This is a genomic window from Alistipes sp. DJF_B185, assembly GCF_964250025.1.
Classification (GTDB): Bacteria; Bacteroidota; Bacteroidia; order Bacteroidales; family Rikenellaceae; genus Alistipes; species Alistipes finegoldii.
In genome coordinates this window covers 38,915-58,761 of the sequence record NZ_CAXUDY010000008.1, presented here as the reverse complement: position 1 = coordinate 58,761, position 19,847 = coordinate 38,915, and the positions used below count along the sequence as shown (strand labels likewise).

General features: G+C 61.5%; 12 protein-coding genes. 5 read left to right on the top strand and 7 right to left on the bottom strand.

All coding sequences use genetic code 11. The features are described 5' to 3' along the window. Nucleotides 1-7 precede the first annotated feature (7 nt). Entirely contained in the window at nucleotides 8-880 is an 873-nt protein-coding gene (locus ACESTR_RS11480; RefSeq protein ID WP_278432904.1) for a glycerophosphodiester phosphodiesterase, read from the top strand. A 67-nt stretch (nucleotides 881-947) separates the two neighbouring features. Here ACESTR_RS11480 and ACESTR_RS11475 read toward each other — a convergent pair whose 3' ends face one another. The 3 genes from ACESTR_RS11475 to ACESTR_RS11465 form a co-directional block, all read right to left on the bottom strand. Then, nucleotides 948-2,549 (bottom strand): calcineurin-like phosphoesterase C-terminal domain-containing protein, encoded by a 1,602-nt coding sequence (locus ACESTR_RS11475; RefSeq protein ID WP_130062743.1) that lies wholly within the window; start codon nucleotides 2,547-2,549, stop codon nucleotides 948-950. A gap of 23 nt (nucleotides 2,550-2,572) precedes the next feature. Continuing rightward, nucleotides 2,573-4,246: a RagB/SusD family nutrient uptake outer membrane protein gene (locus tag ACESTR_RS11470; RefSeq protein WP_373179302.1), complete on the bottom strand. Its 1,674-nt coding sequence runs from the start codon at nucleotides 4,244-4,246 to the stop codon at nucleotides 2,573-2,575. Nucleotides 4,247-4,420: 174 nt separating this feature from the next. Next, nucleotides 4,421-8,053 (bottom strand): SusC/RagA family TonB-linked outer membrane protein, encoded by a 3,633-nt coding sequence (locus tag ACESTR_RS11465; RefSeq protein WP_130062741.1) that lies wholly within the window; start codon nucleotides 8,051-8,053, stop codon nucleotides 4,421-4,423. A gap of 552 nt (nucleotides 8,054-8,605) precedes the next feature. Here ACESTR_RS11465 and ACESTR_RS11460 point away from each other — a divergent pair. The 4 genes from ACESTR_RS11460 to ACESTR_RS11445 all read left to right on the top strand — a co-directional run bounded on the left by ACESTR_RS11460 (nucleotide 8,606) and on the right by ACESTR_RS11445 (nucleotide 14,772). Beyond that, nucleotides 8,606-9,985, top strand: a complete 1,380-nt coding sequence (locus tag ACESTR_RS11460) for a BACON domain-containing protein (protein WP_130062740.1) — start codon at nucleotides 8,606-8,608, stop codon at nucleotides 9,983-9,985. 15 nt (nucleotides 9,986-10,000) lie between these two features. After that, entirely contained in the window at nucleotides 10,001-12,994 is a 2,994-nt protein-coding gene (locus tag ACESTR_RS11455) for a fibronectin type III domain-containing protein (RefSeq protein WP_373179301.1), read from the top strand. A gap of 131 nt (nucleotides 12,995-13,125) precedes the next feature. Next, entirely contained in the window at nucleotides 13,126-13,752 is a 627-nt protein-coding gene (locus ACESTR_RS11450; protein ID WP_014776446.1) for an RNA polymerase sigma-70 factor, read from the top strand. A 39-nt stretch (nucleotides 13,753-13,791) separates the two neighbouring features. Beyond that, a complete protein-coding gene (locus ACESTR_RS11445) occupies nucleotides 13,792-14,772 on the top strand; it encodes a FecR family protein (RefSeq protein ID WP_009596628.1) in 981 nt (326 codons plus the stop codon). A 124-nt stretch (nucleotides 14,773-14,896) separates the two neighbouring features. On the opposite strand, the gene ACESTR_RS11440 is transcribed toward ACESTR_RS11445, so the two are convergent. The 4 genes from ACESTR_RS11440 to ACESTR_RS11425 form a co-directional block, all read right to left on the bottom strand. Beyond that, nucleotides 14,897-15,745 carry an alpha/beta hydrolase gene (locus ACESTR_RS11440; protein ID WP_227042722.1) on the bottom strand — a complete coding sequence of 283 codons (849 nt, stop codon included), beginning with the start codon at nucleotides 15,743-15,745 and terminating at the stop codon, nucleotides 14,897-14,899. A gap of 73 nt (nucleotides 15,746-15,818) precedes the next feature. Next, on the bottom strand, nucleotides 15,819-17,459 hold the full coding sequence (ptsP, locus tag ACESTR_RS11435) for a phosphoenolpyruvate--protein phosphotransferase (RefSeq protein WP_130062737.1): 1,641 nt from the start codon (nucleotides 17,457-17,459) through the stop codon (nucleotides 15,819-15,821). Then, nucleotides 17,459-17,722 carry an HPr family phosphocarrier protein gene (locus tag ACESTR_RS11430; RefSeq protein WP_039939670.1) on the bottom strand — a complete coding sequence of 88 codons (264 nt, stop codon included), beginning with the start codon at nucleotides 17,720-17,722 and terminating at the stop codon, nucleotides 17,459-17,461. The genes ptsP and ACESTR_RS11430 overlap by 1 nt, the downstream gene beginning before the upstream one ends. A gap of 45 nt (nucleotides 17,723-17,767) precedes the next feature. Further along, on the bottom strand, nucleotides 17,768-19,798 hold the full coding sequence (locus ACESTR_RS11425) for a PTS mannitol transporter subunit IICBA (protein WP_130062736.1): 2,031 nt from the start codon (nucleotides 19,796-19,798) through the stop codon (nucleotides 17,768-17,770). Nucleotides 19,799-19,847 lie beyond the last annotated feature (49 nt).

The following is a 19,847-nucleotide window of genomic DNA, read 5'->3' as shown; positions in this document are numbered from 1 at the left end:
AAGAACGATGAAAAAGCTGAAATATCTGCTGATGGTGTGCTGTGCGGCCTGCGTATGGCTGGCGGCATGCTCCGACGACGATTACGAACCGCTGCCCGACTGGTGGTGGGAGCAGACGGGCGAACCGGCGGTCTATCCCGAACCCGAACCCGTCGATAACAAGGTCGTGGCGCACCGCGGCTGTTATGCCGAGACCGGATTTCCGCAGAACTCCGTCGCCGGGCTGAAAAAGGCCGTCGAGATGAAGCTCTTCGCCTCGGAGTGCGACATCCACCTGACCAAAGACGGCAAAGTGGTCGTCTACCACGACGATTATTACCTCGGCAACACCTGCTTCAAGGACGCCACCTATGCCGAGCTGTGCGCCAAGGGCACGCTGGCCAACGGCGAGAAACTGCCGCTGCTGGAGGAGTTCATCGACGTGGTGCTCGAAGGCGGCTGCACGCAGTTGTGGATCGACGTCAAGACGCTCGGCGACGAGGCGGGCGGCAATGCGGAAGCGAGCCGGACCGGCATCGCCGCCGCGCAAATCGTCCACGAGAAGAGGGCCAAGAATTTCGTGGGATTCATCGTCGGCCGTCTTGCCATACGCGACAAGGTGATTCCCGCGGTCCGCTCGGCGTGGCCCGTGTCGTACGGAGCGGCGGCCTACGAACCGGGCGACTTCATCGCCAGAGACATTCCGTGGGCCAACATGAAGCTCGCCGATTTCGGGCTGGACACCAAGCGGGCCAAGAGCTTTCCCGAAAACAAGGTGCGGCTGAGCCTGTGGCAGATCGACACCGACGAGCAGATGCAGTGGTATCAGGGCATCCGCAGCGATGTCTACGGCATCACGAACTATCCCCTCAGGATGATGGACAAGCTGGGACTCCGCTGACGGATTTCCGCATGAAAGGAATGCCGCGCCCCGGAAGGAGCGCGGCATCGCTTTTTGCAGGCCGGAATCAGAATCCGATGAAGTCGGTCTGAAGTTTCGACGTGCGGTAGGTGTTGCCCATGCCGTCCTCGACGACGATCTCGAAATCGGCCGTTTCGGGCGTCCCGGAGGTCAGCCTGCCGTAATAGAAGTGGTCGAGCTTCTTGCCCCACGTGCTGCCCACGCTCTTGCTGAAGTAGAGCACGTGGTAGGCGTAGGCCCAGTAGTCGCAGGTCGAAATGCGGGTCATATCCCCCACCTTCGCGCCGTTCTGCCAGAGCGACACTTTCCAGTCGCCGCCCGTGTCCGAATTCCAGACGTTGGCCACGATGCACTTCGCGTCGTTCATGGCCGAGGCGTTGGCGGCGAAGCCGAACGTCGTGCTGCCGGAGGTGCCGAACACCTGCTTGGCCGAGTAGGCGCGGATCTGGTGGTCGGCGGCCTTGTTGGTCGCTTTGTAATACTGGTTGGGAACGGTGCTGCCCGAAATCTCATACACGCCGTATCCGTTCGGCGTGCCGTCGGCGCAGAGGGTCGAGGTCCACCACGCGCCGCAGGCCGCTCCGTGGATGTGTTCGAAGATCTTCTTGCCGTTGCGGGTGTGGATGTACTTCTGCTGGTAGTGCGTGTGCCCGATCATGATGTGCGCTTCGGCGAACTCCGAGAGCAGGTCGAGCACCCCGGCGTGATTCATGTGGCTTTCGTCCGTTTCGCTCGTGCCGCCGCGGAAGGGCATGTGGGCGCAGAAGATCACCAGCTTGTCCTTCGCCACGTGCGACAGGTCCTGACGGAGCCATTCGAGCTGCTGGTCGGTGATGCCGCCCTTGTAGTTGCTCGACGGGGTGCTGCCGCCGACGTAGAAGACGTTGTCCATCGAGACGATGTGGGCGTTGCCGCGGTTGAACGAGTAGTTGCGCGGTCCGAACTGCGATTCGAAGTTGGCGGCGGCCTTGTCGTCCGAAGTCTCGGTCTTCAGGTGGTCGTGGTTGCCGATGGTCTGGAAGATCGTCAGGTTGCGGTTGGCCATCGCCTCCTTCATGTTGCTCCACAAGTCGGGCGTGTCGAAGACGATGTCGCCGAGCGTGATGCCGTACACGGCGCGCCCTTTGGCCTTGAACGTTTCGACCGTCGCCTCGATGTCGGGGATGGTCTCGTTGACGTAACGGCTGATGTCGGCCGTGCTGGCGCACTGCGGGTCAGCGATGCAAAGCAGCGTGAAGTCGGTTTCGGGAGCCGCCAGCGGCTTGAGCACGAAGTCGTGGCGGTCGGCGATGTTCTTGTGGACGATTTCGGCATAGTACAGCGGATAGTTGTCCGCCGAGGTGTTGATTTCGTACCCGGCCGGCGTGCTGTACCAGACGAAGCGCGCCTTCTTGTAGCGGATCATCTGATAGACGCCGTTGGCGTCGGTCTCTACGCAGTTGTAGCCGTCCGACACCACCACGCCCCGTACGGGGTTGCCCGACGTGTCGGTCACCAGTCCGTAGAGGGTCGTGCCCTCGCCGAGCTGCGTGCCGTTGAGCTCGGTCTCGACGCCGGGTTCGCGGCCCTCGCCGTCCGATTTGTCGTTGCTGCACGCCAGCAGAAGCGTGGCCGCCATGCAGCAGAATAACATGATTCTTGTCTTCATATCTTGTCGTTTTTATTGTCCTCTTACTTCCAGAGCGCGTTCTGTTCGAGATTGGGGTTGCGCGTGATCGCCGTCAGCGGAATCGGACGCAGGTACTTCTTCTCGCTCCACACGCGCCGGTATTCCCAGACGATGTTGCCCTCGCCGTTGAGCGAGAAGGTCTGGTTGGCGCCCGTATTCGAAATGGCGATCGAATGTTCGGTGTCCTCGCCCGGACGGATGTAGAAGTCGGGCACGGGATCGCCGTTGTCGTCGGTGCTGAGACCCGTGTAGTCGTAGGTATAGCTCGTGCTGCCGATGTAGATGCCCGTCCACGGGTTGTTGTCGCTCGTCAGCAGGTCGCCCATGTGCCAGCGCATGTCGTCGTCCCAGCGGAGACCCATTTCGAGACAAAGCTCGATGCCCCGTTCGCGGCGCACTTCGAGAATCCATTTGTCGGTCACCGTATTGAGGAAATAAGCCTCCATGTAGGGATCGGCCTTGGCGGGGATGACCGACGTCACGCCGGCGCGGCTGCGCAGCGGCGCGATGGTCTGATCCCAGACGGCGGCGTCCATTTCGCCCAGCTCGGCCTTGGCTTCGGCATAGTTGAGCAGCACCTCGGCGTAACGGATGATCGGCAGCGAGTTCCAGCTGGCCGCCTTCGAAAGCACGTTGTCGGCATCGTCGTCGATCGACCACTTGATCGGATGGTAGCCCGTGCGGGTCACCTTCCAGTTGGGCGAATAGGGCACCGTGCGGCCGCTGATCTTCATCTGGTACGAGGGGCTGATGACCGTCTGCGCCATGCGGGCGTCGCGGCCGTCGAATTCGTGGATGAAGTCGATGGTCTTATAGCCGTCGATGTCGGTGAAGGGCGTGCCCTTGGTCGTGAGGTAGGTGTTCATGAACTTCTTGGTCATGGCGATCTTGGTGCCGTAGGTCGGCGAATAGTAATACCAGCTGGTTTCGTGGAAGGCCGAAAGCTCCTTGCTGTATTCGCGGCCGAAGATCACCTCTTGGGTCAGCAGCCCGGCGCTGGTGAACAGCGAGCGGTAGGCGGTCTTCACGTCGCCCGTCACGAGCGAGAAGGGACCTTTGTCCATGATCTCCTTGGCTGCCGCGGCGGCTTCGCGCAGGAACTTGTTATCGGCGTTGTAGACGTCGTTCTGCCACGGCTTGTCGGACGACGGCTCACGCGAATGGTACTTGCGGAAGGTGCCTTCGTAGAGACATACGCGCGACTTGAAGGCCAGCGCCACCCACTTGTTGATCAGGGCCGAGCCTTTCGTGTACTTGGCGTCGGCAAGGCAGTAGGTGCTGGCGAAGGTGAGGTCTTCGAGCACTTTGTCCATGACGTATTCGCGGCTGTCGCGGGGTTTGGTCAGAGCCTCCTTGTCGCTGGCCGAGATCGTGAAGTCGTACCAAGGCACGGCGCCGAAGGTCCGCACCTTGTCGTAGTAGAACCATGCGCGCCAGAAGCGGGCCACGCCTTCGTAATGGTTGTAGACCTCGTCGCTTACGCGGCCCCGGCAGCGGTGCATGTTGTCGAGCATGTAGTTTACGCGGCGCAGGTTGGTCCAGCTGCTTTCGGTCCAGCCGCCCTGATTGTCGGGCGAGACGTTGCCGTCGGGACGCAGCAGGTCGGTGGCGATGTCCACGGCGCAGTAGTCGGCGTCGATGTCGCCGCGCGTGATGGTTCCGTCGCCGGGGATCATCTTCTGGATGAATCCGTTGGCATATAGCTCCAGATCGGTCTCCGATTTTCAGAATTCGTCGCTGCCGATCTGGTCGTAGGTGTCGCGCGTCAGGAAGTCCTCGCAGGCGGTCATTCCTGCGGCCGCCACGGTCATCAGCGTGTATAATAGGATTTTTTTCATGGTTGCAGTCGGTTAAAATGTTACGTTTACGCCCAGCGTCACGGTCTTGAGCATCGGATAGGAGTAGCCGTTACCCGTGCCGCCGAGTCCCGATTTCTGGGTGCTTGCGAAGTCGGAGTCGCCGCTGGTGATTACTTCGGGGTCGAACATGTCCGTATACTTGAACATCGGCGAGTGCGTGAAGAGGTTTTCGCCCGACACGTAGATCTTCAGCCCTTCGATGCGCAGTTTCTTGCAGATGTGCTTGGGGAAGGTGTAATCGACCGTGATGTTTTTCAGACGGATGTACGAGGCGTCCTGCAGGTAGTGGTCGTTCTCCCACGTCAGCGGACCGTCGTTGCGGTTGGCGGCGAGCGATACCATGCGCGTCCAGTAGGGATTCTTGTCCATGTTCGTCACGCGCCAGTTGTCGGTGCTCTTGTCGATCTTCACTACCCTGTCGCCCGTCTGCGTCTTCATCAGCGAGTTGTAGGCGCGGTTCCACTTGCCCCAGAAGAAGCCCGATTCGGTCCACGGATACCAGTCGCGCTTGCCCACGCCCTGCCAGAGCATCGAAAGGCCGATGCCGTTCCAGTTCAGCGACATGTTGATGCTGTACTGGTAGCGGGGCGACTGGTTGCCGATGATCTCCATGTCGCCGTGGTTCGACAGCGTGCGGTTGCCTTTGGTCATGATGCCGTCGCCGTCCACGTCGACGAACCGCAGGTCACCGGCGTAGGCGCGGAACATCTCGCCGTTCTTGAAGAAGTTATAGGCCGGGCCGTTGAGCGCCTCGGCGTTGCTGGCGTAGATGCCCGCGGTGCGGAAGCCCCAGATCTCGCCGATCTCCATGCCCTTGTAGTAGGTGGTCAGGTCGCCGGTCTCGTTGTAGTAGTCCGTAATCCAGCTGCGGCTGTCCCAGAGCATGGCCCGGAGGCTGTAGTTGAAGGGCTTGCCGCCCAGTTTGAACGAATCGCGCCAGCCGAGGCTGACCTCCCAGCCCTTGGTCTTCAGGCTGGCGTAGTTGCCGTAGGGCGCCGCGCTGCCCAGCACCTGCGGGAGGTTGGGACCGACGGTGTAGAGGTCGGTGGTGTTGCGGCGGTAGTAGTCGCCCGTGAACGAGAGCCGGTTGTTGAACAGGTCGAGGTCCAGACCGATGTTGTAGGTGGTCACCTTCTCCCACGTGATGTCGTCGGGAATCAGGTCGGGAACCGACGTGTAAGGCACGTTCTGACCGTTGATGATGACCGACGACTTGGCGATCGAGGCGCTGTTGGTGGCCGTCATCGTTTCGAGGTACTGATAGGGGTCGATGTTGGCGTTGCCGAGTGAACCGATGCTCGCGCGGATCTTGAAGTTGTCGAGCCATCCCTCCACGTGCGGTTTGAGCCACGGCTCCTCCGAGAGGCGCCAGCCCACCGATGCCGAGGGGAAGAATCCCCACTGCGAGTTGGCCGGGAATTTCGACGAACCGTCGTAGCGTGCGCTCAGCTCGACCAGATAGCGGCCCGCGTAGGCGTAGTTGATACGTCCGAAGAAGCCGACCAGCCCCCACGTGTAACCGCCCGACGTGGTCGAGTAATACTCGCCGTCCATCAGCGTGAAGCTGGGCTTCGAGGGATAGAGGTTGCCCTGCCGGTAGGTCTTCTGCGCGCGGTAGTCGTAATCTTCGAGGTTCCATCCGGCCACGACGTTCAGGTCGTGGTCCCGTCCCAGTTTGGGGGTGAGGGTGCCGACGATGTTGGTCGAGATGTAGTTCGAAATGTAGTTCCAGTTTTCGAGCGACGAGTAGCTGTTGTCCTGTCCCGAAACGTTCACGCCCGTATAGTAGGTGTAGAGGTTCTCCATGCGGTCGCGCGTCCAGCGTGCGCCCTTGTAGGTCACGTCGGCCGAGACTTTGAACACCTCAGGGACGAATTCGAAGTTGAACGTCGTGGTGTTGGCCACCTCAAGCCGGTTGTCCTCCTGCCACGAAGTGCCCTCGGCGAAGGCCGCGTATCCGCTCTTGGCGGCGGTCTGCGTCCATGTGCCGTCGGGGTTCTTCAGCAGCGCGAACGGAAAGGCGAACATGTCGATCTGACGCGAGATCATCTGCTGGCCGTAGTGCATCATCGGCTGATGGTATTTGCTGCTCATCAGACTGGTGTTGTTGTCGAGCGTCAGCCACGGGCGGATGCGGATCGAGCCTTTGGCGCGCAGGTTGTACTTCTTGTAGGTCTCCTCGCCCACCTTGTAGATGCCGTCCTGATTGTAATAGCGTCCCGAAACGTAGTAGCTCACGCCCTCGCGGCCGCCCTGAATGCTGACGGCGTGCGTGGTCGAGTAGTTCACCGACTTGTAAATCTCCTTGAGCCAGTTCGTCTCGCCGTAATAGCTGTAGTTGCCGTTGGCGTCGATGCTGTAGTTGTCCATCGTCGGATCGGCGCGGCGTCGTTTCAGCTCTTCGAACCATGCGTTCGAATAAGGCATGTAGTTGTTGAACAGCGACGGGACGGTGGCCGTCGGCGACGAGTTGAGATACGATTCGCGGAACGCCTCGACCCACTGCACGGGGTCGGTCACCACGTTGTCCTCCCAGATCACCGTGCGGCGGTGCAGCGACACCGAACCGTTGTAATTCACGCGCACCTTGCCTTTTTCGGGATTCTTGGTCGTGATAAGGATTACGCCGAATGCGCCGCGGGCGCCGTAAACGGCTGCCGACGAAGCATCCTTGAGCACCGAGATCGAGGCGATGTCGTCGGGATTCACCGAGCTCATGTCGCCCTCGGCGCCGTCGATGAGCACCAGCGCGCTGCCGCCCTGTCCGAGTTTGTTCTCCTTCTGCCCGTCGTTGACGCGGGCCTTGAAGCTGTTGTTCACGCCGCGAATGGTCACCTGACCTCCGTGGGCGGCCTTACCGTCGGTCTGCACGATGTTCAGACCCGGAATCTGGCCCTGAAGCGAACGGGTGATGTCGGCGTTCGGACGGTTCTCCACCGCGTCGCCCGCCAGATTCTCGACGGCGCCCACGATGTTGCGCTTCTTGAGCGTACCGTAACCCACGACGACCACTTCGTCCATCACCAACTGATCCTCCTGCATCGTGACGTCGATCTGGGTGCGCTGCCCCACCGGCTCTTCCTGATTGCGGTAGCCGATGTACGAGAAGAGCAGCATCGCATCCTTGTCCGCCGGAATGGTGTAGCTGCCGTCCACGCCCGTGGAGACGCCGACCAGCGTGCCTTTGACGGTGACCGTCACGCCGATCATCGGGTTGCCTGCGGCGTCCCGCACCACGCCCGTCACCTGCGCCTTGGCCGGAGCGGCCTTGACGGTTTGTGCGGGATGCGCGCTGCGCGTCAGCACCACGACCTTGTCCACCACGCGGTAATCGATGCCGCGGGGCGTGAATACCGTTTTGAGGATGGCGTCGAGCGCGGCCCCCTGTTCCGTAACGTAGAGGTTCTCCATCGGATAATCGGCCAGTGCGATTTCATAGGAGAATACGATGCCCACCTGCTGCGTGATCGCGTCGGCAACGGTTTTGAGCGTCGTTCGGGAATAGGACAGCTTCAGGTCGTGCCCTTGGGCGTCGGGAAGCGTTCCTCCTCCCGCATAACCCTTAAATGCTATGCAGCAGAGCGCCATGACCAGACAGAGTCCTTTATGGAATAAATTCTTCATAGTTTCAATTCGGTTAATTATGGTTACTTCCTGCGGCCGGTGCAAAATGAAATCCCGGCGCCGTCTGCGGGACGGGCCTGAGCGTGTTCGTTTTCATACGGTCTGCGGAACCTTGCAAGTCATCCGTCGTCCGATAAAAACCGTGTAGTGCCGATTGTGATTGATTAGGTAGGCATCGCTTGGGTCGTTTTTTAGGTTGTTTTCAGTTAATATTGCGTGTTTCAGTTGCTGTCGGTTCGGTTGGCGGCCGGACTTTTCGGGTCCGGTTTGCATTAGATACAAGCGACCGCAGGAAACTACCCAAACGAAAACCCTTTTTTTATCGTTTTGTAATTTAAATATTCACACCTATGTTTATCAATATTTTACTTTCGCGCGGGAAGGTCGTGAAATTTTTGCCGTTTTTATTTGGAAGTCCGGAAAATTCGCTATATTTGTCGTGCAAGTCATTCGATATCGTTAGAAACCGCGTAGGAAATTGACGTCCGGCAGGCCCCGGAGTCGGTTTCTGATTTTTTTATCGGTTTAAAACAAAACTAACGATCAAGCATTATGAAATTTTTTCACAAACTGACGATAATTCTCGCGCTGGCGGGGATCGGCGGTCTGACTGCATGCAGCGACGACGACAGCGGGTTCCTCAAACGCAACCTGCGCGAGATGAGTTTCTCGTACGTCGAGTCGAGCAATACGTTTACGATTCGCGCCACGGGCGACTGGTATATCAGCGATGTGCCCGACAGCCGGGAGTGGACCGGCGCCTACGGCTGGGTGCACGTGGACCGGTTGTCGGGAAAAGGGAGTCCCGACACCTATCAGAAAATCACGGTCACCTGCGACCAGAACGTCTCGGACGAACGCACGGCGACCATCTACCTGCACGGCTGCGGCGAGGAGAACGTCGCCATCGCCATCAAACAGGAGAACGGCATCTTCGAATGGAAGCCCTTCGACAACGGACAGCGGTTCGGCGTGTCGGGCCTGCTGAAACTGAACGCCGAATCCGAAGCCAGCCTCCGCATCCCCTACATCAAGGCCGTCGGCACGGAGAAATACACCGTTTCGGTGACCCAGACGGGCGGCAACGGGCTGACGGCGGCCGCAGGCAGCTATTCGATCTCCTCGCCGGGCAACGGCTTCATCGCGATACCCCTCACGGGCACCGCGACCAAACAGGGCATCGTGACCTTCGCGCTGAAAGTCACCGACGCCGCGGGCGTCGAAACGGACTTCGGCGAGATTTCGACCATCGTCCGCGCCGGATTCGACCAAGCGGGCGAAGAGACGCCGCTGCTGGTCCAGAACTTCAACAAATTTCCGTGGGGCGGCGACTGCATCGGCCAGAAAGCCGGCGTGACCTCGGCGGACAAGACCGTCGCCAACCTCAGCCTCGACAACGAGACGGTGAGCGTCACGGCGGGCACCAACGCCAGCATCGGCGGCATCACCTCGACCGTACGCAACGGCAATCCCTCGTTCTACCGCGCCATCGGCATGGAGGGCTGGACGGGTTACCTCAACTACATGTGCCCCGGCTACATGCAGTTCGGAGCGGCAGGCGACAATGCCGACGGACAGCCCGGCAACATCATCTCTCCGGTGCTGAACATTCCCGCGGGCTACGACATGCTGCTGACATTCAAGGTCGGCATCTGGGCCGCCGCGCCCGATCAGGGCATGGTCGGCATCTGCGAGAAGAACGACGGCTTCTGGATTTCGAAAGGCACGCTCAGCAAGATCGTCGCTTCGACCAAGAGCTACGTCTCGCTCGACATCCCGGCCTACACGTGGGTCGAAGTGTCGGCCGTCATCCCCAACCCCGGATCGCTGGCCAATCCGTCGCTCTTCATCTCCACGGCCGACAGCTGGTTCTCCGGATCGACGGTGAAGGCGGGCCGCTGGTATGTGGACGACATCAAGCTCGTATATTAAAACCGGACAACAACCATGAAAAAAAGCATCATATACATTCTGTTCGCCCTGTTCTCGTTCTCGGCCGCGGTTTCGCTCACGGCCTGCAAGGACGACGGCGTGGAGATTTCGGACGCCTACAAGTCGAAGACCCCGAAAAACGTGAAACTGCTCGAATACGGCAACAAGTCGCTCACTATCTGCTGGGACTTCGTCCGCGGCGCGACATCATACACAGTGCAGCTCGTGGACGGCGACATGAACCCCGTCAGCGAAGCGCTCTGCATGACCACCGCCGACATCGACTACCATGAATTCACCGACCTGCCGACCGACCGGATCTATTACGGCCGCGTGCGGGCCAACTACCCCTACTCCGCCACTTCGGACTGGGTGTACGTCACCGAGCACGACAAACCGGCCATGCTGATGGCTTCGGTGGGCATCCTCGACCTCGATCCGCAGCTGAAACTCCATGCGGCGAGCGGTTCGACGCTGACCTTCGAGTGGTCCTACACCGACGACAAGGCGACCGACGCCGCGCGCAGCTACAATGTCGAGCTTTTCCGCGACGAAGCCTGCACCGATCTCTACGTCAGCTGGCTCGCCGACGGCAAACTCTCGTCGGGCAAAGGCATCTTCACCGCGCTGGCCGGCTACCCCGTCGTGCGCTACACCTTCTCAGGGCTCGATCCCGAAACGACCTATTACGCCCGGATCACCAACCTGAGTTTTGCCGATATCCAGACTCCCGTCGTGGCCGGAACCACGGCCCAAGCCGGCCCGAAAGCCGCTGCGAACACCCCCGCGAAGGCCGGTGACATCGTGCTGGCGCAGGATTTCTCCGCCTTCATCCACGGCGGCGACATCGTGAATTCGGCGGCCGGTTACAACGCCGTTTCGGGCACCGACTTCCGCAAGACGTGGGAGAAGGCCGAGGGCGTGAATCCGCAGGCGGACGGCGACCGTCCCCTCTGCAACTGGGCGACCGAGTTCCACATCCACACGGGCGGCACGTCGGCCGAATACGTCGAAGCGCTCGGCATGAAGGGCTGGGGTTCGTCGGGCAACACCTCCACCCGTCCGGGCTACATCAAGTGCGGCGGCGGAAGCGGCGGCATCGGCATCCTCTACACGCCCCAGCTGACGGCCCTGCCCGCGAACACGACCGTCAAGGTCAGCTTCTCGGCCAGCGCCTATGCCGAAGGCGAAAACGTCTACGGCAGCGACATCATCGTCGAAGCCGTCGAAGGGGCGGAATTCGGCTCGAACAACGTCGTGAGCAAGAAAGGCACCGCCTTCGTGTCGAAAACGGTCGACATCTCGTCCGCCGTGGGCAGGTTCGAAACCTACACCGTGACGCTCGAAGGACTCACCCCGGCGTCGCGCATCGCCTTCTCCTCGAATCCGGCGCAGGCCGGCGCCAACAAGACGCGCTTCCTGCTCGACGACATCGTCGTCACCTGCGAGGGCGAAACGCATCTTGAGCAGCTCGCGGCCCCGGCGAACGTGAAATTCGACGCCGAAGCCGTTCAGCCCGACAAGCTGACGCTCAAATGGGACGCCGTGAGCGGCGCGGCATCCTATACGGTCGCCTGCTGGGCCGACGGCACCGACGAAAGCAAAGCCGCGCTGGTCGAAAAGATCGACGGCACGGCCTGCACGCTCGACAAGCTGACGCCCGAAACCAAATACAACGCCAAGGTCAAGGCCGTAGCCGGCCGCACGGCCACCGACTCCGACTGGTCGGCCAAGGCTTCGGCAACCACCGCCGAAGCTTCGCAGGGCAAGCTCGACGCACCCGCCAACCTGAAGGCCGAACCCGGATTCTCGACCGTGGCGCTGACATGGGACGCCGTTTCCGGCGCCACGGGATACAGCGTGACGGTCGATAACGGCACGCCGCAGACCGTGACGGACAACGCCTTCACGGCGACCGGGCTGACGGCGGGCACTTCGCACGACTTCTCGGTCGTGGCGCTCGCCGCGCTTGCCGCGGACAACTCCGATGCGGCGACGCTGCAGTCGAAGACGCTTTACGTCAGGATAGCCGCCGTAACCACGTCGAGCATCATCCTCGAATGGGAGCAGGCGGGAGACGTCTCGCAATATACGGTGGCCATCGAGGAGGAGGGCGATCCCTCCCGCAGCGCCCGGTTCACCTATGACTGGTCGAAAGCTTCGGGATACGGAAGCATCCCCCTGCGCTTCGCCTTCAACTATGTAGGCACGGAGTGGGCTTCGGCCGCCCTGTCACCCTCGGCAAGCTACAGGCTCAGGGTGAAGGCCGGCGCCGCAGATTCCGATTCGGCGTGGTCGAACGACATTACGGGCACCGTAGCGCGCCGCACGGCCCCTGCCGGCGAAGTGTTCTATGAAGACTTCGACCGCTTTATGGGCGGCGACGCCGTCATGACCGCCGTCGGCGTCAAATCGGCCAAGAAGGTGACCAGCGAGGCCGGGCTGTCGACCATGCTGACCGAGTTCACCTACACCGACTGGTCGGCAGGCGGCGGCGCCATGAATGCCGGCAGCGGCACCTACGGCGATCCCTACCGGTTGATGTTCTTCAAGGACGACGGCTGGGAAACCGGTGCGCTGGTTACGGGCAACGGGGTTCACAATGCCTTCTGCGGCAGTTTCCGTCTCGGCGGCGACAACGCGAACCAGAGCTATATCCAGACGCCCGCCATGAGCGGACTCACTGCGGCGGCGAATGTCACGGTGACCTTCAAGACCGCCGTAAACGTCTGGACCGCGGCTTCGACCACCGCCCCTGCCGTTGTCTTCAAGGCGGGCTGGTGCCGCGACCAGTTCGAGTCGATGGAGCTGTATGTGGTCCACGGCGACGGAACGAAAGTCAAGGTCGGCGACACGATCGCGGTCGGCGATGCCGGGAGCGAGCTGGCGTGGAAATCGCACAGCGTCGCGATCGAGGGGCTGCTGCCTACCGACAAGCTGATGTTCACCAGCGTAGGCGCCAAGAAAAGCCGTTATTACATCGACGAGATATCGGTCGTCAAGAACTGACGCCTTGCATTCTCTGACTGCTTCGGCGCCGAAATACAGCGATGTGTTCCGGCGCCGTCGTTTTGTTGCAGGAGGGTGAAAAAACCGGGTGCGGAGTGGCGAATACGCAAGATTTATGTATCTTTGTAGACATGGAATCCATTCCGACAGACAACGCCCGGCTCACGGCGGCGATCCGCGACGGAAGCCGCGAGGCTTTCGACGAGATGTGCGGCCGTTATTACGCGCCGCTGATGGCTTACGCCCGTCTCTTCCTGAAGGGAAACTGGGCGCAGGACATCGTGCAGGACGTTTTCGTAAACGTCTGGATTCGGCGCGAGACGCTCGATCCCCGGCAGTCGCTCTACGGCTACCTGCTGCGCTCGGTCTACAACCAGTCGGTCAATTACGTGAACAAAAACCGCCATGCGGGCAACTACCGCTCCTACCATCAGGAGCGGATCGAGAGCATCGGATACGCCTACTACGATCCCGACAACAATCCCATCATCGAAAAGATCTATTCGCAGGACCTGCGCGCCGGCATCGACGCGGCGGTGGCCGCCCTGCCCGAAAAGTGCCGCGAGGTCTTCACGCTGAGCTACCTGCAGGGATTTTCGCACCGCGAAATCAGCGAACGGCTCGGCATTGCGCAGAGTACGGTCGAGAACCACATCTACCTCGCGCTGAAGGCCCTGCGGTCGAAATTGTCGAAATCGGAACTGCTGATGCTCCTGTTTTTCATTTTCCTCTGTAATAATTCGCAGTCCTTTGGGTAGATTCACCCTGAGGATTGTATAGTAAGTAGCAAAACCAAAATGGAAGATACGCTTATAATGGATGCAGTCATCAATAAATACTTTGCGGGGGAGACCAGCGATCGGGAGGAGCAGTTCCTCATGGCGTGGCTGGAGGAGTCGGAGGAGCACCGGAAATACTTCTTCGAACTCAAAAGTATCTGGAACGCCCGCAACGTCTTCGCCGAAAGCGCCGACCTCGGCCGGTTCGCGGCCTTCATGCGCAGTACCGACGCCCGGATCGCGAAAATCGCCGGCGAGGAGCGCGCCCGTCGCCGCCGCGGTCTGCTGCGCTGGTCGATGAGCGCCGCAGCGGCCGTGCTGTTGGTGGTGTGTGCGGGATTCGCATGGCATTTCCTCGCAGGTCCCGACATTTACCGGGTCTATGAGAACAATACCGAAACCGTGACGACCGTCACCCTCGACGACGGCACGCAGGTATGGCTCAACGCCCGCACCCGGCTGATACTGCCCAAGGCTTTCAGTCCGACCGAGCGCAACGTGAAACTTGCCGGCGCGGCCTTCTTCGAAGTCGCGCGGGACGAAGCGGCGCCGTTCACCGTGGCTACCGACGACCTGCGGGTCCGGGTGCTCGGCACGGCCTTCTGCGTGCAGGCCTACGAGAACTCCGGGCAGGCCGAAGTGGTCCTCGAACACGGCTCGGTGCGCCTGCAAACCCCAGAAGGCGTCAATTTGGTCACCTTGCAGCCCGACCAGCGCGCGCTGTACGACGCGGCGGCCGACAACCTCGAAATCTCGCACGTGAACGCTTCGCACCTCGTGCTTTCGCAATACGATCTGGTGACGATGGCCAACGCCACCCTGCATGAAATCATCTCGCATATCGAAACGACCTACGGCGTGCGGATTTCGGTGCCGGGCCGTTACGGCGACAAGCGCTATGCGTTCAACTACCAGCGTTCGAACTCGCTCGAAGAGGTGCTCAACATCGTCGAGTACATGACGGGCGAACACTGCGAGGTGATCTTCCGCCAGAAATAACGTCGCTCCGCCGCATCGCCGGTCGGGGTTGCAGCCGGATGCTGCCCCGCCGCCGGCATCCGGAGCAAACCGCATACAAAAAGCCCCGCTTTCCGGCGGGGCTTTTCATGTTTTTGCAACTGCGTTACAGCGTCGAGAGCCAGTCGAGCGTGGCTTTCTGCCAGTCTCCGTAATAGCGGAACTTCGGGTTCATGCCCCAGCCGTGGCCGCCCGACGGATAGATGTGGAGCGTAGCCTTGACGCCGTGTTCCTTGAGCTTCTGGTAGAAAAGCGCGCTGTTCACGGCAGGCACCACCTTGTCGTCGTCGCAGTGGAACAGCAGCGTCGGCGGGGTCCGGGCATCGACTTTCTTTTCGAGCGAGAACTCCTGCGCGACGGGTTTGTCGGCATCGTCGGCGCCGAGCAGCTGCACGAACGTCCCCTTGTGGCGTTTGTCGGCGTCGGCCGAAATCACCGGGTAGTAGAGGATCATGAAATCGGGCTTCACTTCCGAAAGCGTACCCACGCTGCCGGCGAGATAGCCGCCCGCCGAGGTGCCCGACACCCCTACTTTCGCCGGGTCTATGTTCAGCTCAGCGGCCATTTCGCGCATGACGCGCAGCGCCTCGTCGGCGTCGTTGCGCGGAACTTCGCTGTGACCGTTGGGCAGACGGTATTTCACCACGGCGGCCGTGACGCCGTTTTCGGCGAACCACTTGGCCTCCTTGTGGCCGTTGCCGACCGAAAGCGTCGAGTAGCCGCCGCCGGGGAAGAATACCAGCGCCTGTCCCGTGGCGTTGTCGCCTGCCTTGTAGATCCACATTTCGGCTTTCTGGGTGTTGGACCACTGGCCGGGTTTGGGCTGGAGCTCCTCGCCCGTCAGGCCGTTGGAGGTGGGCGCCGTCGCGTTGTCCCAGAGTACGACATGGTAGTCCTGCGCATAAAGGGCCGGCGACAAGGTCAGGGCGGCCAGCAGGAGCAGTGTTTTTTTCATGGTTTGCAGTTTATTTTGGGTTAAACGGGTAAATCGGATTCAAAGATAGTGTAAACCGCGTGCCGCGGCAAATTTATTCGGCTGCGCCGGGTGTTTTTCGCACCTCAGGCAGGTCCAGCGTCCGGATCCGCTCTTTGAGCGGCGCGACGGCGGGTGCGCTGACGCTGAACTTCTCCAGTCCCGCTTCGAGCAGCCACGCCGTGGCTTCCGGGTCGGCGGCCAGTTCGCCGCACATGCCGGCTTCGATGCCCGCGCTGCGCGCCGCCGCGAGCGTCATGGCGACGGAGCGTCTCACGGCCGTATCGGACGGGTCGCAGAGATGCGCCACGCGCGGATTTCCCCGGTCTGCGGCCATGACGTACTGGGTAAGGTCGTTGGTCCCGATGCTGAAAAACCGCGCCTCCGCGGCCAGCAGGTCGGCGACCATGACCGCGGCGGGGGTTTCGATCATCACGCCCAGCTCGATTCCGGAATTGTAAGCGGCTTTTTCCGCGTCCAGCTCCGCCATGCACTCTCGCACGGCGGCTTCGGCCCGGCGGAACTCCCCGACCGACGTAATCATCGGGAACATGATCCGCAGGTTGCCGAATACGCTCGCCCGGAGCAACGCCCGCAACTGCGTACGGAACACGTCTTGCATGGAGAGCGAAACGCGGATGGCGCGCCATCCGAGAAACGGATTTTCCTCATGTCCGAAATCCATGTACGGCAATGCTTTATCCCCGCCTATATCGAGCGTTCGTATAACTAACGGGCGTTCGCCGCACAACTCCGCCGCATGCCGGTAGGCTTCGAACTGCGTCTGCTCGTCCGGAAACCCGCCGCGGCTCTGCATGTAGAGGAATTCGCTGCGGAACAGCCCGATTCCCTCGGCTCCCGCATCGAGGGCCGCGCGCACTTCCGCGACGCTGCCGGCATTCCCCAGCACGGCGATACGCCGTCCGCCGCGCGTCACGGCGGGCGTATGCGCACCTTTCAGGCAATGTGCGCCGTGCCGTTCCCGCGATGCGATCAGGGCGCGGTATCGCCGTTCGGTTGCGGTATCGGGAGCGACGATTATTTCGCCGGTTTCTCCGTTGATTATCAGCTTGTCGCCTGTTTTTATTTCAAGCATACATTCAGTCGCTCCGACCATCGCCGCAATTCCTTTGGCGCGGGCGATGATGCAGACATGGCTCGTGACGCTTCCGCGGGCCGTCACCACGCCCGCGATGCGGCTGAAATCCATCAGCGCCGTATCCGACGGCGTCAGTTCCTCGGCCACGACGATCGTTCCGGGCGCAAGTCCGGCGAACGGATTTTCGGCCGTTTCGCCCGTGAGAATACGGCGTATGCGGCCGCATACGTCCCGCACGTCGTCGGTGCGGCCTCCGAGGTATTCGTCGTCGAGCGCGGCGAGCATGCCGCACACCTCTTCACAGGCTCCGTCCAAAGCCCGTTCGGCCGAAAAGCCGTGTTCCGAAATCCGCTCTTCGACCTGTTCCGCCAGCATCGGGTCGTCGGCCATCTCCAAGTGCGCCGCGAAGATGTCGTTTTCCGCCGCCAATACGCCCAGCTCCGCTTTCGCCTGCGCCAGCGCGGCATGGAAGCGGGCCGTTTCGGCCGCCGGATCTCCGGGCGCGGCGGACGGTGCGGCCGAAACGCGGCGTTCGAGGACGAACGCCGTTCCTGCGGCAATTCCCGCCGCCGGGATTCCGGTCCGAAGCACGCGCATCACTCGCTCATGTTTGCGATGAACGCCGCGACGGCCTTCACGGCGGCGGCTTCGTCGCCGCCCTCGGCGCATATTTCGATCTCCGTGCCGCACTTCAGCCCCAGCGACAGCAGGGCGAGCATGCTCGCGGCATTGACCTCCTTAGCGGCGGTGCGGAAAGTGATCCTGACGGGCGCAAGGCCCTTGACAAGTTTTGCCAACTCCCCGGCCGGCCGCGCGTGCATGCCGTTGGGAGCCGTAATCGTTACTTTTTGCGATGTCATATAAGTCGTTGTTGGTTCGGTCGGTTTTCGGTTCTTCGTCCGGGGCTATTTCAGCGCGTCGTAGATCACCTGCGGGTCGGTCGCGGTCATAAGCCGCTGCAACAGCTCCTCGTCCTCGAACGATGCGCTCAGCCGGGCGAGGATCTCCAGATGCTCGTCCCCCACGCCTGCGATTCCCACGATCAGATGCGCTTTCTCGCCGTCGAAATCCACGCCGTCGGGGTATTGCAGGATCACGATGCCGGAGCGCAGTACGCGCTCCTTGGCATCGGAGGTTCCGTGCGGAATCGCAAGCCCCATCCCCAGACAGGTCGTCGCCAACTCTTCGCGGCGCAGCATCGCATCGACATACTCCGGCCGGGCATATCCGCCCGCGACGAGCAGTTCGCCCGCCCGCCGGATCGCCTTCTCCTTCGGCTCCGCAGGCAGTCCGACCCGGATATTTCCGGGTTGCAGGATGGCGCCGTCCGGAGCGGCGTCCTTGGGGGCGGATGCGGTTTCTTCGGGTTTCGGGTCCGAATCGGCCGCGGCGGGCATGTCGGGAGACGCTGTTGTTTCTGCCGGTCGGAACGCGGATGTATCGGAAGAGGGCGTCGCTCCGGCAGATCGGGCGTCGCAGACGTCGGAAGGCAATACGGCTTCCGCAAGCCGGGTGCAGGACATGTCGGGGGCCGATTCGCCGCCGGAAACAGTTCCAGAATCTGCCGCCGTTGGTTCCGCTCCCTCCAGCCGGACGAACAGGGTGTCCAGACCGGGATCGGAGAGGAAGTTGTCGATCACGATCAGCTCGGCGCCTTTTGCGGCCGCGGCGATCCGCTCCGCCAGTACGGACTGGCATACGACCACGTCGGCATCGGACGGAATACGGTCCGCCGCACTGTTGCCCACCGCAACGCCGATTCCCGCGTCCCTGAGGCGTCTGCGGAAACGGGTCGCGCCGAGGGCGCTCGATCCCATGCCCGCGTCGCAGGCGAAGATCACTTTGCGGACGGGCCGTCCGGCTGCATGCGGCGATATGCCCGCTGCGCTCTGCGGGAGCTTCCCGACGGCTGGATCGCCTTCCGTTTCGGTCTTGGACGCGCGCCGGATAAAGGGCGCGGCGGCGAGCAGCGATACGGCCGCGGAGATCGCCACGCCCAGCAGGACGATGAGCGTCTTGCCTTTGGGAGCCATCGCCAGCACCGAGAGGATGCTTCCGGGCGACGCCGGAGCCACCAGCCCCGCATCGGAGAGCGAGAAAAACAGCAGTCCCGCGGCGCTGCCCGCGATTGCGGCAACGATCAGCACCGGACGGGCGAGTATGTAGGGAAAATAGATTTCGTGGATGCCGCCGAAAAACTGGATAATCACGGCTCCCGGAGCCGACTGGCGCGCATTTCCCCGGCCGAAAAGCCAGTATGCGAGCAGTACGCCCAATCCGGGACCGGGGTTGGTTTCGAGCAGGAACATGATCGACTGTCCCGTTTCGCGGGCCTGTTCGATGCCGATCGGCGAGAAGATTCCGTGATTGACGGCGTTGTTGAGAAACAGCACCTTGGCCGGCTCCACGAAAAGCGACACAAGAGGCAGCAGTCCGTGGCGTATGACCAGCTCGGCACCGCTGCTTATGAGCATCGTCAGGCCGGAGACCACGCTGCCGACGACATAGTAGCCCAGAACGGCCAGCAGCATGCCGAGAATGCCGATCGAGAAGTTGCTGACGAGCATTTCGAAGCCTGCCTTCACGCGCCCCTCGACCATGCGGTCGAACCGGCGGATCGCATATCCCGCCAGCGGACCCATGATCATCGCGCCGATGAACATCGGAATATCGCTGCCGACGATCACGCCGACGGCGGCAATGGCGCCGATCACCCCGCCCCGCTCCCCGGCGACGTTGCGCCCTGCGGTGTAGGCGATCAGCAGCGGCAGAAGGTAGGTCAGCATCGGCCCGACCAGCTGCGCGAGCTGTCCGTTGGGCCACCATCCCTCCGGGATGAAAAGCGCTGTGATGAATCCCCACGCGATGAACGCGCCGATATTGGGCATGACCATGCCGCTCAGGGTCCTGCCGAATTGCTGGATTTGTTGTCGCATAACTTCGTTTCTTGCTATATATACAAGCGAAACGGGACTATCACCTATT